This is a genomic window from Petrotoga olearia DSM 13574 (assembly GCF_002895525.1).
Taxonomy (GTDB): Bacteria; Thermotogota; Thermotogae; order Petrotogales; family Petrotogaceae; genus Petrotoga; species Petrotoga olearia.
The window spans coordinates 84195-97003 of record NZ_AZRL01000022.1 but is presented as its reverse complement, the minus strand read 5'-3'; the positions used below and the strand labels follow the sequence as shown (position 1 = coordinate 97003).

Annotated in this window: 15 protein-coding genes; 8 read left to right on the top strand and 7 right to left on the bottom strand. The window is 33.5% G+C overall.

The window, feature by feature from the left end:
• Window positions 1-128 precede the first annotated feature (128 nt).
• Together X929_RS08430 and X929_RS08425 are read left to right on the top strand one after the other, a co-directional pair.
• Window positions 129-554: a PPC domain-containing DNA-binding protein gene (locus X929_RS08430; protein WP_103067585.1), complete on the top strand. Its 426-nt coding sequence runs from the start codon at window positions 129-131 to the stop codon at window positions 552-554.
• Window positions 555-585: 31 nt separating this feature from the next.
• The gene (locus X929_RS08425; RefSeq protein WP_103067584.1) at window positions 586-1353 is read left to right on the top strand and encodes a TatD family hydrolase; all 768 of its coding nucleotides are present in this window, start codon (window positions 586-588) and stop codon (window positions 1351-1353) included.
• Here X929_RS08425 and fmt read toward each other — a convergent pair.
• The 3 genes from fmt to surE are packed head-to-tail and all read right to left on the bottom strand — an operon-like array spanning window position 1340 to window position 3619.
• Window positions 1340-2299 (bottom strand): methionyl-tRNA formyltransferase, encoded by a 960-nt coding sequence (fmt, locus tag X929_RS08420; RefSeq protein WP_103067583.1) that lies wholly within the window; start codon window positions 2297-2299, stop codon window positions 1340-1342. The two genes, X929_RS08425 and fmt, sit on opposite strands and share 14 nt — an antisense overlap.
• A complete protein-coding gene (gene def / locus X929_RS08415; RefSeq protein WP_103067582.1) occupies window positions 2296-2856 on the bottom strand; it encodes a peptide deformylase in 561 nt (186 codons plus the stop codon). The genes fmt and def overlap by 4 nt, the downstream gene beginning before the upstream one ends.
• Window positions 2857-2860: 4 nt before the next feature.
• On the bottom strand, window positions 2861-3619 hold the full coding sequence (gene surE / locus X929_RS08410; protein WP_103067581.1) for a 5'/3'-nucleotidase SurE: 759 nt from the start codon (window positions 3617-3619) through the stop codon (window positions 2861-2863).
• Window positions 3620-3920: 301 nt separating this feature from the next.
• On the opposite strand from surE, the gene X929_RS08405 reads away from it, so the two are divergent.
• The 6 genes from X929_RS08405 to X929_RS08380 all read left to right on the top strand — a co-directional run bounded on the left by X929_RS08405 (window position 3921) and on the right by X929_RS08380 (window position 9334).
• Window positions 3921-5213 (top strand): nucleotidyltransferase, encoded by a 1293-nt coding sequence (locus tag X929_RS08405; RefSeq protein WP_103067580.1) that lies wholly within the window; start codon window positions 3921-3923, stop codon window positions 5211-5213.
• Window positions 5214-5243: 30 nt separating this feature from the next.
• Entirely contained in the window at window positions 5244-6767 is a 1524-nt protein-coding gene (guaA, locus tag X929_RS08400; protein ID WP_103067579.1) for a glutamine-hydrolyzing GMP synthase, read from the top strand.
• A gap of 17 nt (window positions 6768-6784) precedes the next feature.
• Window positions 6785-7438, top strand: a complete 654-nt coding sequence (locus X929_RS08395; RefSeq protein WP_103067578.1) for a histidine phosphatase family protein — start codon at window positions 6785-6787, stop codon at window positions 7436-7438.
• The gene (locus X929_RS08390; RefSeq protein WP_103067577.1) at window positions 7392-8171 is read left to right on the top strand and encodes a 2-phosphosulfolactate phosphatase; all 780 of its coding nucleotides are present in this window, start codon (window positions 7392-7394) and stop codon (window positions 8169-8171) included. Before X929_RS08395 ends, X929_RS08390 begins: the two co-directional genes overlap by 47 nt.
• 28 nt (window positions 8172-8199) lie before the next feature.
• Entirely contained in the window at window positions 8200-8760 is a 561-nt protein-coding gene (locus X929_RS08385) for an ECF transporter S component (protein ID WP_103067576.1), read from the top strand.
• Window positions 8761-8881: 121 nt separating this feature from the next.
• Window positions 8882-9334, top strand: a complete 453-nt coding sequence (locus X929_RS08380) for an RrF2 family transcriptional regulator (protein WP_103067575.1) — start codon at window positions 8882-8884, stop codon at window positions 9332-9334.
• Window positions 9335-9353: 19 nt separating this feature from the next.
• Here the strand turns inward: X929_RS08380 and X929_RS08375 are convergent, their stop codons facing one another.
• From X929_RS08375 to X929_RS08360, 4 genes are read right to left on the bottom strand one after another with little or no spacing between them, the layout of a single operon-like run.
• Window positions 9354-10100 (bottom strand): PfkB family carbohydrate kinase, encoded by a 747-nt coding sequence (locus X929_RS08375; RefSeq protein WP_103067574.1) that lies wholly within the window; start codon window positions 10098-10100, stop codon window positions 9354-9356.
• Between the two features lie 9 nt (window positions 10101-10109).
• Window positions 10110-10880: an ABC transporter ATP-binding protein gene (locus X929_RS08370; RefSeq protein WP_103067573.1), complete on the bottom strand. Its 771-nt coding sequence runs from the start codon at window positions 10878-10880 to the stop codon at window positions 10110-10112.
• Window positions 10877-11887: a FecCD family ABC transporter permease gene (locus X929_RS08365; protein WP_103067572.1), complete on the bottom strand. Its 1011-nt coding sequence runs from the start codon at window positions 11885-11887 to the stop codon at window positions 10877-10879. The genes X929_RS08370 and X929_RS08365 overlap by 4 nt, the downstream gene beginning before the upstream one ends.
• Window positions 11884-12762 (bottom strand): ABC transporter substrate-binding protein, encoded by an 879-nt coding sequence (locus tag X929_RS08360; RefSeq protein ID WP_103067571.1) that lies wholly within the window; start codon window positions 12760-12762, stop codon window positions 11884-11886. The genes X929_RS08365 and X929_RS08360 overlap by 4 nt, the downstream gene beginning before the upstream one ends.
• Between the last annotated feature and the right edge of the window lie 47 nt (window positions 12763-12809).

Sequence of the window (12809 nt, the reverse complement as noted above, 5' to 3'; positions counted from 1 at the left end):
TATTTTATCATAAAAATCATTAATTATAAATTAATAAGCAACTCTCATAACGTTTTTCTTTTACTTAAAGCCATCATAACAAATGTGTGGTATTATTTTACTTAATCGAATGGAAAGGGGAGTATCCAATGGATTTTGCTAAATTTGGCAATAAATACATTGTTAGATTAGATAAGGGAGAAGAAATCGTTTCAACGTTGAAGGACTTTTGTTTAAGAAATTCTATAAAATTAGGCACGATATATGGATTGGGTTCAACGAATGTTATAACAATAGGTTTGTTCAATACCCATGAAAAGAAATACTATTCAAAAGAGTTTAAAGGAGACTTCGAAATATTGAATCTCACAGGAAATATATCTACTATGGATGGAGAGACTTATTTGCATTTACATGTAAGTATCTCAGATTCGGATCTTCATTCTTATGGTGGGCATTTGAATTCCGCCATAGTCAGTGGAACCGCAGAAGTAATAGTTGAAAGTATAGAGGGTACAGTAGATAGAAACTATGATTCAGAAGTTGGCCTAAATCTGTATAATTTTAGAAGATAGTGTATTCTATTTTGTGAAAGGAGTAAATAAATTGAATTTTATTGATACTCATTGCCACTTGTTACTCAAACAGTTTGATGATGATAGGCAAGAGATATTGGAAAAAGTTAATGAAGAGTTGGATCTGTTGATCGAAATTAGTATAAACGTTGAGTCTTCTAAAAATGTAGTTAATTTCTTAAAAGATAAGGAAAAAATATTTGGAACTGTTGGAATACATCCCACCGAAAGTGAAGGTTTAAAGGAAACAGATATAGATGAAATAAAAGAACTGGCAAGAAAGCCTAAAATTGTAGCAATCGGAGAAATTGGATTGGATTTTCATTGGGAAACTAATAAACAGGACCAGTATAAAAGTTTGGATATGCAATTAGATATAGCTAAAGAGGTAGGCTTACCAGTAGCTTTTCATATTAGAGATGCGTATGATGAGGCATACAATTTTTTACAAAAAAAAGGATTATCTGAGTATAAAGGTGTGGTTCATTGCTTTTCAAGTGATTGGGAAATGGCTCAGAAATTTTTGGATTTGGGTTTATATATAGGGTTTGATGGCCCAATCACTTATCCAAAAAATAATAAATTGAGGGAAGTTGTTGAAAAAACACCTGTTGAAAGAATTTTACCTGAAACAGATTCGCCTTTTTTACCTCCTGTACCTTACAGGGGAAAAAGAAACAATCCGACGTACGTAAAGTATGTTTATGAGAAAATATCAGAAATAAAAGGGATAGACGTTGAAAATTTGAAAGAGATTATAAAAAGCAACGTTGAAAAGCTTTTCTTTAATAGAGGCTGAAATGTCCCAATACTTTTAATTTTTTCCCATTGAGTGCATCTATAGTGGTTATTCTTTTTTTACCAGGGAATTGTATCTCTTTTATCTTTACGGCTCCATCTCTACATTTTACAAGTATGCCGTCCTTTTCAATATATATTATTGTTCCAGGTTCTTCTTCATTTTCTATCGTCAACAAATCAGTAGAAAAATTCGAACCAAATATCTTTACTTCTTCTCCCTCATATAAACTTCTTACTCCAGGGTAGGGATCGTAAGCTCTAATTTTGTTATGAACCTTTATAGTACCGTTATTGAAATCTACTTTAAGATCTTCTTTTGTAATTTTTTCTGCATATGAGGCTTCCTCTTCGTTTTGTGGTTTCAAAGTTAGCTGATCGAATGAATTTAAAAACTCCAACACAGTTTCTTTGGCAAGAGCTAATAATTTTTCATAAACAACACCAAAGTTGTCGTTTATTTCAAGGGGGATACTTTTTTGAACGGCAATATCTCCAGCGTCCAGAGCTTCTACCATCTTGAAAATAGTGATCCCTGTTTCATTTTCTCCATTCTCTATAGATCTTTGAATAGGAGCTGCTCCCCTATATTTTGGCAACAGAGATGCATGGACGTTCCAACATCCTTTTAGAGGTAATGTTAAAACATTTTTTCTCAATATTTTTCCAAAAGCAGCGGTGATAATAATATCAGCATTCAACTCTTTCAAAAAATCAAATCCTTCTCCTTTATTAACGCTTTTTGGTTGAAATATGGGAACATTATATTTTAGCGCAACCTCCTTAACCGGTGTTGGTTGAAGTTTTTTTCCACGTCCTTTAGGTTTGTCAGGTTGTGAAAATGCTCCTACAACATTGAAATTGTTTTTTATTAGTTCTTCCAAAACTTCGGCTCCAAAATCAGGGGTACCCATGAAAACTATTTTAAAATTTCTGTTATTTGTCATAATTTAACTTTATCACCTAGCTCTAATGCACGATTTTTACCCTTTTCTATTAATTTGTTTAAGTCCTTTTTTAACCTGGCTTTTTTTACAATGGGTAATTTGTCGGTGAATAAAATTCCCTCAAGGTGATCTGTTTCATGTTGAAATATTCTTGCTTGATATCCGTGAAGCTCTTCTTCTATAACTTCTCCGCTTAAATCCTGGTAACGAACCTTCACACCTTCTGCTCTTACTACATCTTCAAATATATCAGGAATGCTTAAACACCCCTCTTCAGAGCTAATCTCTTCTCCCAAGAATTCTATTATTTCTGGATTAATTACAACTTTTTTTCCCTTTTCCTTATTTGCCGTGAGGCTGTTTCCCTCATTTTCTCTGGAATCCATAATGAAGAACCTCAAAGATATTCCCACTTGAGGTGCAGCTAAACCTACTCCGTCGTATAGATACATCGTAGAAAACATCTCATCAACAATATCTTTTAAATTTTCATCGAAACTTTCCACTTTTTTAGCTCTTTTCCTTAAAACAGGGTCTCCAATAAGTCTAACTTCCATATCTTTAAACCTCCAACTGCTCTTTTAATTCATCTATAAAATCATATTTTGTCATGAACACACTTAATGGCGTTACAGAAACATAACCTTTATTTATTACGCTGTAATCCGAATTATCGTCGTTATCATCTTCTATGATATTTCCTAACATCCAATAATAAGAATTTCCAAAAGGATCTTTTCTTTCTTCAAAGTAATCTTGGTATCTTCTTCTACTTTGCTTGGTAATTTTTATACCTTTCATTTCATCATACGGAATTCTTGGGATGTTAACGTTTAATGTAGTAAATTCAGGCCAATTGTTAAAATCTAATTTTTTCAGGATATCCAAAACAACTTTTGCACCTTCTTCGAAGTTAGGATTAGAAAAATCAACACAGGAAACAGCGATAGAAGGATAACCGCCGACCGCACCTTCCAATGCTGCAGAAACAGTACCAGAATAAAGGACATCAGTTCCAAGATTAGCTCCTCTATTAATACCCGAAATTACTACGTCAAAATGTATACTTTTATATATTGCATCTAATCCTATTTTAACACAATCGGCGGGGGTTCCATTCACTGCGTGACCAAAAAAAGTATCTCCAAACTTAACTTTTTTTGCCCAAAGAGGGTTTCTCACTGTAATTCCATGTCCAGTTGCACTTCTTTCTATGTCGGGGGCGACAACGTAAACATTATGCTTTTCTTGCAGATAAGTTTTTAAAGTAATAATACCTGGAGACATTATTCCATCGTCATTTGAAAGTAAAATATTCACAAGGTCTTCTACTCCTTTTTTAAATATATCTATTAGTTTATTTTTTATAATTTTAACATATTTACTTTATAATTAATTAAATACATGATTAATTTTGCTGTTTTGTGCAAAAAGCTTTGTTCATAATGCTTTTGAAACAACATCCTTATTCTCATTTGCGAAGCTTTTGCTGCTTCGTACAAAATGGTTTGTTTGCAATGCTTTAGAAATGTTTTCCAAAACATCGTTTGCTACGCAAACGATGTTTGCAAATATGGTATAATAAATATAAAAGGCAATATTTTACATAAGGAGATCAATTTTGAAAGTTTTAGGTGTAGTTGTTGAATACAATCCTTTTCATAACGGGCACCTCCATCATTTGAGGGAATCTAAAACTTTAATTAACCCTGATTATACCATTGCTGTGATGAGTGGAAATTTTGTCCAAAGAGGAGAACCAGCAATCTTGGATAAGTTTTCACGAGCAGAAATTGCGGTGAACATGGGTGTAGACATCGTATTCGAATTGCCATTTGTCTATTGTATACAAGATGCAAGTGGATTCGCAACAGGCGCCATAGGCGTATTAGAGAGAACCAATGTTGTTACAGATATAGTTTTTGGAAGTGAATCTAGTAATTTAGAAGTTTTGGATAAAATATCGAGTATTTTGTATGAACAACCCATAAGTTTTAAAAAGTTACTCAACAAGAATTTAAAAAAAGGTTTCTCTTTCCCAAACGCTAGAAAGTTTGCTTTAGTTGAGCATTTAGAATCTTCAAATTACGAACACAATGTGATAGACATATTAGAACAATCAAACGATATCTTAGCTGTAGAGTATTTAAATGCCTTAAAATTATATGATTCAAAGATCGTTCCACATACTATTCAAAGAATAAAGGCCGGATACAATCAAAAAGAATTCACAGGTGAAATTTCCAGTGCCACTTCGATAAGAAATCTTATAGAAAAAAATGAGATGAACAAAGTTAAACAAGGAGTTCCACCCTTTTCTTATGAGGTTCTACTTAGGGAGATTGAGAAAGGTAAGGCTCCAATAATATTTGAAGATATGCGAGACATGGTTTTAGCTAAGTTGCGAATGATGAAAAAAGAAGAATTTATTCAAATTGATGGAGTAAAAGAAGGATTAGAAACTAGATACTCAAAATTTTCGAAAATTAGTTCCAACCTCACAGAATTAGTAAACAACGTTAAGACGAAAAGGTTTACGTTGACAAGGGTGAAAAGAACTCTTTTAAAGATTTTATTTGATTTAAAAGAGAAAGATGTAAAATTATATAACAGTCATGGACCACAATATTTAAGGGTTTTAGCTTTCACAAAGAAGGGCCAAGAGTTGCTGGGTAAAATGAAAGACCTTTCTACTTATCCAATTATTACTACCCCATCAAGGTACAGAAAAATATATAATAGATTAAACGACAAACTATTATCAAGCAAAAAAAAGTATGAAAGTATTCCTGAAATCTATTTAAATCAGATTGAATACGATTTTTTGGCAAGTAATATTTACAATTTACTATACAAAAACAGTGATTTATCTTCGTATGAACCTGATAAAAAGCAAAGGGTTATAATTTTATAATCAAAACTTATCAATTTCGGAGGTCTCTCAATGGAAAAGATTCTCGTCATCGATTATGGTTCTCAGTACACACAGCTTCTAGCAAAAAGAATTAGAGATCTGGGGGTATTTTCAGAAGTAGCACAATATGACGATACTATATCCCTTAACGATGTAAAAGGTATAGTTTTGTCCGGTGGACCAGATAGTGTTTATGATGTTGATGCTCCCCATGTATCAGATGAAATATTTCATGCCAAACTACCTATTTTAGGTATCTGTTATGGGATGCAGCTTTTGGCGAAGAAACTTGGGGGAAAGGTTGAACAAAGAGGTATCGCTGAGTATGGAAAAACGAAAATCAATATAACCAATCAATCTCCGTTATTTAAAAAGCTCCCAAGTGTATTTAACGTTTGGATGAGCCACAAGGATATGGTGACGAAGGTTCCTGAGAAATTTAAAATTACTTCCCTCACGTCAAACAATATCATCTCTTCTTTTGAAAACGAATCAGAAAATATATACTGTATCCAATTTCACCCTGAAGTTAGGCATACTGAATTTGGAATCGATATATTGAAAAATTTTGTTCATGGCATATGTGGGTTGAAAGGTTCATGGACTTTGATGGACTTTGTTGAAGATAAGATAAATGAAATAAAAGACACAATCGGTGATAAAAAAGCAATTATAGCTTTATCAGGTGGAGTAGATTCATCTGTTGCCGCTGTACTAACCCACAGGGCTATAGGCAACAACCTGAAAGCCATCTTTGTAAACCATGGCCTTTTGAGAATGAATGAGGTTGAAGAAGTTGAAAGTACATTCCGGGATTATATGGGTTTAAATTTGACCACCGTAGATGCCCAGGAGCGATTTTTAAGTAAATTGAAGGGGATCAAGGATCCTGAACAAAAACGTAAAATAATTGGTGAAGAGTTTATAAGAGTTTTTGAAGAAGAAGCAAAAAAAGAGAGTGATTGTGAGTATTTAATTCAAGGAACAATATATTCAGATGTCATAGAAAGTGCGAAATCTGGGAAAAAGACATTCAAGATAAAGAGTCATCACAACGTGGGGGGACTTCCAGAGAATATAGATTTAAAAATAGTGGAACCACTTAGAGAATTATTTAAAGACGAAGTTAGAAGTGTAGGAGAAATCTTAGGACTTCCAAGAGAAATACTGTACAGACATCCATTTCCAGGACCGGGATTGGCGATTCGAATCATCGGAGAAATTTCCGAAGAAAAATTGACCATTTTAAAAAAAGTTGATAATATTTTTATAAAAACTCTTAAAGAAACAGGTTGGTACGACAAGGTATGGCAGGCTTTCGCGGTACTAATGCCGGTAAAAACGGTAGGTATAACTGGTGATAAAAGAAGTTATGGTTATGTGGCATCTTTAAGGGCTGTTGATAGTGTGGAGGGCATGACCGCAGATTGGTGTAAAATTCCCTTTGAAATTTTGGACGCCGTTTCCAGTAGAATAACCAACGAAGTTGAAGAAATTACCAGAGTGGTTTACGATATTTCATCAAAACCCCCTGCCACGATAGAATGGGAATAATTGGAGGTGTTTGAGTTTTGGATATTTACTTAGTAAGACACGGAGCTACACTTTGGAACAAAATGGGAATTTGGCAAGGCCAAAGGGACGTAGAGCTTGATGAAGAAGGAATTAGTCAAGCTAAGGCAACTGCAGAAAGATTTAAAAATATGAAAATAGATGGAATGTATACATCCGTACTACAAAGGGCTATTAAAACGACAGAAATCATCAATCAGTACCACAATTTGGAAATAAAAAAAGATCCCGATTTGAACGAATGCAATATAGGAAAATGGGATGGGAAAAAGTTAGAAGAGATACTTCTTAATTACAAAGAAGAATTAGAGTATTGGCATAAGGATATCTGGGCCTCAGTGGAAGATGTTGAGGCTTTAGGTGACGTCCAAAGAAGGGCAGTAAGGGCTATAAAAAGAATAGTTAAAGAACATAACTTAGAAGATAAAATAGTTGTAGTTGCACATGGTTTAGCTATTAGGACCATCATTTCATGGATTCTCAATATTCCACTTAACCAACATACTTCTTTTAGAGTTGACAATGCATCTGTTTCACACGTTATATATGAAGGGGATTATAGATACGTTTTAGCTTCTTTAAACGAAACGTGGCATCTTGAATATTATGGGCTGGAAACCTATCTCACCCCAGAAGAAAAGGAGATCGATTAAGATAAAAGAAGAAAGCCTATTCGAACCAGAATTGAATGTCTATTTTCTACCGAATGAAAATGTAAAAAATCATGAGATCTATATCCTTATCGATATTTTAAGGGCTACTTCTAGTATATCTGCGTTAGCCCATTGTGGTGCAGAAGAAATTTTTGTAACAGATGACATCGAAGTGGCAAAAGAATTAAAAAATATGGGATATTTACTCGCTGGGGAACGGGGGGCCTTAAAGTTAGAAGGTTTTGATTTTGGCAATTCTCCATTAGAGTTTTTAAATAATTCAGATAAAATAAGAAAAAAATCCATTGTACTAACTACTACCAATGGATCAAAAGCTATGAAAAAAATAAGCGAACTTGGAGACATAATTGCTCTTTCGTTGTTAAATTTTTCTTCCGTTGTTGACTTCATAATACAAAGGGATTTTCAAAGTATTGGTGTAGTTTGTTCTGGTACGAATGGTTCAATTTCTTTTGAAGATTCATATCTGGGTGGATTATTTGTTCAGAAAATTATGGAAAAGCATACTTACCACTTAAATGACGGAGCGAAAATATCTTTAAATTTAACTAAATGCAAAAAGAGTTACGTTATGAATTCTGATCATGCCAAAAGACTTAAAACTTTGGGACTTAAAGATGATCTGGAATTTTGTTTCAACATGGATTTGTTTCAAGTGGTACCTTATTCAAAACAAAGCAGTTATACATTCAAAAATTTAATTTCAATTTAGTTCCATATATCAGAATGGAGGTATTTACATGGAAAATACTACCACTCACCAAACAACCCTAAAAAGAGTTGCAAGATCACCTGTTTATATAGCGTTGGGAGTTGTTGTTTTTTCATTTTTGGTTCATGGTATCGGTAATCCAATGCTAGGAACTATAGTCTTACCGTTGCATTTTGTTGCTTTAATGGCCGGCATCATGGAAGGGGCAACGATTGGATTACTTGTAGGTGCATTGATGCCTATTTTAAATTTTATGCTTATGGGAATGCCACCATTTCCTGTTTTTATATTTATGACTATAGAAGTTGCAACTTACGGATTAATATCAGGACTTTTAAATAAGAAAAATATTTATTTGGATCTCTTAGTATCTATGTTGATAGGTAGGGGTGTATATATGATAGCTTACTACACCATAGGATTAATCCTTAATATAAATCTTAGCCCTTTAACTTCAATTTTGATGAGTTATGTGTTCGGGATTCCCGGTATAATTCTTCAACTAATATTTATACCGATGATTGTGAAAAGAATGCCTTTTTCTATTAGGGCGAGTAGTAAGGGAAAAAAGCGTCAAAACAAACTTTAGTTTTTCTTAAAAAAATCTATTAATTCTGGGGTGTCTTCAGGAAAAAAATGATTTGGGTTAAATATAGCAATTCGTGGGAGAAGGGATTGTTTATAAAAAAAATAAAAGGGGTGGGACCTACATGTCTTTAACAATCAAGAGCTGTTATGCTATACGTGGTTTGTATGAAATGTATAAACTTCAAAATAGAATCAAAGATGAGAAAAACACGAAAATCTCAATATCTAAGATTGCAGAAAGTTCAGGTATTTCACAAGAATTTTTGGCAAAGATATTTGCCGAATTAAAAAAATCTGAAATAGTTTCTTCAGAAAAAGGTAAATTTGGAGGATTTTATTTTACAAAGGCTCCTGAGGAAATCAAACTTTCCCAAATCGTAGAGGTTTTAGAAGAACCGTTGAACTCTTACGATTGTATTTCCGAGGGTGAATGTGAAAATCAAAAAATTTGTCCCGTAGAGTTTGTCTGGCAAAGGGTACAAAAAGCAATATTTAGCGAGTTATCTAACATTACTTTGAAAGATGTGATAGAATGTGGGCATAAAAAGGAAGCTTTAGCTTCTGAAAATGAATGAATTAAATTAATTACTATAACTATATATTGATAATTTTATTGTAAGCACCCAAGTATTCTGAGACTTTTTGAGTAGCGTTAACGGCATTATGTAGGATTTGTCCTTTTTCTAAATTATTCAAAATTCCGTCTATTAAGACCGTGTCAAACACATCTCCCATACCGATTTGGTGTGACGCCTTTTTGCCAGATAATCCCACTATTTTATCACCCCATTTGGCACCTTTTTCCCCTAGTTTTACAACATCGCAAGTGAATAGAAAATCTTTACACTCTTTTTCGTTACCTATAAAAAAAACATTTTCAAACTTTTTATTTATTAATTTCGACCTAGGACCTATATCAAAAAAGGTTTTTTTGTAGTTTAGGAAAATATCGCTGTTTATTATTCGTTCGTTCGTTTCGGTTGTGATGAAGAGATACTCTGATTTTTTCTTTGGTACAATCAAGTCTAAATCATTTATTCTTCTATCTACTGCAATGGGCTTTTCATTCATTGTAACGAATGTAGCGGTGTTTTGATCTACTTTCTTTATCCATTCTACATTAACAGAATGAAAGGATAGCTTCTCCAATAAAAACCCTCCAACGAAATCTTTGCCCACGTTACCGATCATTCTTACGTTATGACCTAATCGAGCAAGACCGATAGCCACATTTAACGCGGATCCTCCAGGAAGTTGTATAATTTTTGAATTGTGATTATCATCATTTTTAAGTATATAAATGTCTAAAAAGATTCCACCAATAACATCAATAGTAGCCATTTTCACACCTTATTTAAATAAAATTTGAGGAACTTTTTTTACCGGATGTTTTATAATATAAGCTTCCATATCAAAGATTTCATGCATGATAGATTCATTTAACACGTCTGCCGGTGTACCAGAGTATCTAATAGCTCCATCCTTCATAACGATTAATTTATCCGAAAATAACGCTGCGTTGTTCACATCATGAAAAACTGCTAGAACAGTCTTCTTTTCTTTGATAACCATTTCCTTAACCAATTTCAAAAGACTTTGAGTGTAACCGGGATCTAAATGCGAAGAGAATTCATCTAAAAGCAATATGGGCGTTTGTTGAGCAATTGCTCGAGCTATCATAACTTTTTGCTTTTCTCCTCCTGACAATGATGAAAAGGGCTTGTTCTTATAACTTATCAGTCCAACAGTTTGAAGAGCTTCATCGATAATTCTTCTGTCCTGTTCTGATTCAAAAAAGTTTATCCTCTTTGAAAAAGGTATTCTTGACGTTGAAACTATACTTTCCAAATCGTAATCGAAAGAAGTATTGAATTCTTGGGGAACAACAGCAATATTCTTTGAAAGCTCTTTATAAGAGTAATTTTTTAAGTCACTATGGTTTAGGAGTATTTCTCCTTTGTAATTTCTGAGAATTCCTGAAAGAATCTTGATAAGAGTACTTTTACCTGCTCCATTTGGGCCAATTATAGAAACAATATCTCCTTTTATGACCTTTAAATCATCGATTTTTAAAGAGAAACCATTTCCATAAGTGAAACGGACGTTGTTAAACGTTATCATATTCTCTCTTTTCTCCTCATTACAAAAATAAATATCGGGGCACCTACTATTGATGTCACCACTCCGATAGGGAGTTCTGTAGGAGCAAATAGTGTTCTGGAAACAAAGTCTGCAGACATTAAAAACATTCCTCCTATGAAGAGCGAGTACAAGTTTGAAATAAAAGAATATGGCCCTTTAACCATTCTAACTATATGAGGGATTATAAGCCCTACAAAACCTATTATTCCTACTTGTGATACGGTAAAAGATACTGCGAAAACGTTTATTACGATCAAAAAAAGCTTCAATCGATCGGGATTTATTCCAGAAAATACTGCCATGTTATCTCCCATCGAAAGAACGTTCAATTGTTTGGAAAATAATAAAACTAAGATAAATTGAATGATGAGCGTAAAAAACAATTTAAAATTATCACTCCAAATTAAATCCCCTGTACTTCCCATCAACCAGATGTTGACATGAATTAAGTTTCTCCAGTACATCACGGTAAAAAGCGTAGTAAATGAGTTAAACAAAAAACTAATGATCACTCCACTTAGTATAAGAGATAAAACGGGAAGCTTTTTACCCTGTTGAGCTAATACTAAAACAATAAATGTCGCTAATAAACCAAAAATAAAAGAAAAAGTTTCTAATCCAAGAAAAAGAGAAAGACCATAAATACTGCCTAACGCTGTGTATAACACTGCACCAAAGCTCGCTCCTGACGATATTCCTAAAATGTAAGGATCTGCGAGGGGATTTTGTACTACCAATTGTAAAACATTCCCAGAGACTGCCAATATGCTACCAACGAGAAAACTTCCAACTACTCTTGGAAGTCTTATGTTTAAAATCAAATTTTTGTAAATATCATTGCTGTTTTTACCTATTAAAGAGGCAAATATATCTTTAACAGGAACTTTCACACTCCCAAAAGATGTGAAAAGTAAAATTAATATAAAACTAGAGATTATAAGAAATAAAACAAGGGGAGCTTCCCCTTGCTTTTGGATGATTTTCATTTGTTTTCACCAAAATACTCGTATAATTGTTCAAGGACATCGATCAGTGATGGAGAAGCTTGAGAGATCTTGTTGCCATCAACCATTACTATTTTTCCTTCTTTAACAGCTTTCACGTTTTCAAACTGTTTGGCATTCAAGAGAGTATTTTTAGCGGTTTCGTCGCCTTCATAGTATGAGTCAACGATTATGATATCAGGATTTTGAGCAACAACGAATTCAGGACCAACCTGTAAAAACCCGTTGTTCCCGGTATATGGGGCTGCTAAGTTCAATCCACCGGCGTAAGAAATTAACTCATTTATATATGAACCAGTTCCTGCCGTCCAAATTTCAGATACATTATTTTGAACCATTAAATATAACACCGTTGGCTTATTTTTCCAATTGAAAGAACTTTTGGCTATACTTAAAACACTTTGCCTTAGCTCATTTGAAAGAGTTTCAGCTTTATCTTTTTCCCCTAAGATACTACCAATTAAGACAATATCCCTGTAAATATCGTTAAAATTCACTGGATTAATCACAAAAGATTTGATATTGTATCTTTCCAACCTACTGATCTCAGGTTCTTGAAACCCTCCAGTTAAAAAAACAAGGTCAGGATTTAAAGAAATTATTTTCTCCAGATTTAAAGGAACTAAATTACCAATATTTTCAGTATCAATCGTGGTGTCCCAATCTGTTACCCCTACCACTTTGCCCTCTAAACCTAGATATTTGATGTAATCAGAGACAGCAGGTGCGGCGGAAATAACCCTGTTCACTTCTCCTTCAAAAGTGACTAATCTTCCAAGATCATCCACCATTAAATACTCTGCCATCACAACAACTGACAACAAAATAGCAAAAAATGTAAATAACACCTTTCTCATACCAAATGGCCTCCTTATATAAATTAGCGCCATTTAAATATTTTTTT